1 protein-coding gene is annotated in these 949 nt (G+C 75.1%); it reads left to right on the plus strand.

Translation table 11 applies throughout. The annotated features are described in order from the left end of the window. The coding region (locus tag C1J01_RS51755; RefSeq protein ID WP_220040502.1) for a hypothetical protein at positions 1 to 259 on the plus strand (259 nt) is incomplete at its 5' end. Between the last annotated feature and the right edge of the window lie 690 nt (positions 260 to 949).

The raw sequence follows: 949 nt of genomic DNA on the forward strand, positions 1-949 counted from the left end.
GACCAGCACCTCCGGCGTGGCGACCACCACCACCCTCGGATCCGCCAGCAAACGCACCGCCACCCCAGGCTCCGCCGAACGCAGACACGACCTCGGTTCTGAGATCGTGCACCGACAGCCCACCATCCCGGACCCCAGCACCGTCCCCACTCCCAGCACCGTCCCGCCCAAGCGCCCCATCCGCCGGGCGAGACTCCTCCACCGTCAGTGGGCCGAACACGCTGAGGGTGCTGCGCGCATGCACGCACCCGCCCGGTGAAAACCAGCCGTACGCGCGCCGGCAACCGTCCCCGGACCGCACGCCGCCCGCCCGAACGGGCCCCTCAACCGAACACCAACCGTCCACCCATCGACCGCCACCCACCGGAACGGAGCCATCCAACCGGCGATCGCCGTCCACCGGAACGGAGCCGCACGCCCGGCTGGGGTTCTCGACCGGGCAGGGGCCGTTCACCGGGAAGGGTTCTTGGACCGGCCACTGCCCCCGCTCGTGCGCAAGGACTGAGCCGTTGTCGGGGAGGGCGTCGTGTGCGGAGTGGGGCATGTCAGCGGCGGCCGGGAGGACGGCGTCCACGCCGGGTGCCAGGGCGGCGGCCACGGCGCGGTCGCTCGTCCGGACCAGCAGCGGCACGCGGCGGCGCCTCGCCGCCTCGCGTACCAGGGGGACGTCCGCGAGCCCCACCGGCTCCACCAGGATCAGCCCGGCACCGAGCGGGGGAAGCGCCCGGACGGCGTCCCGCGCCAGGTGAGGCGGTACCACCGCGCCCAGCCGGCTCCGCACCGCCACACCGCTCACCGTGCCCGCCAGGTGCGACGGCGGGTGCCGATGCCCGAGCAACCGCGCGACCGCCCACCCGCCGCTGGGCAGAGATCCCGTCCACGCCAGCACCCGCAGCGCCACCCGCCGCGACCGCCGCTCCCCCAACAACGCCGCCGCGATCCCCCGAAG

This window comes from Nonomuraea aridisoli (assembly GCF_003236395.1).
GTDB lineage: Bacteria > Actinomycetota > Actinomycetes > Streptosporangiales > Streptosporangiaceae > Nonomuraea > Nonomuraea aridisoli.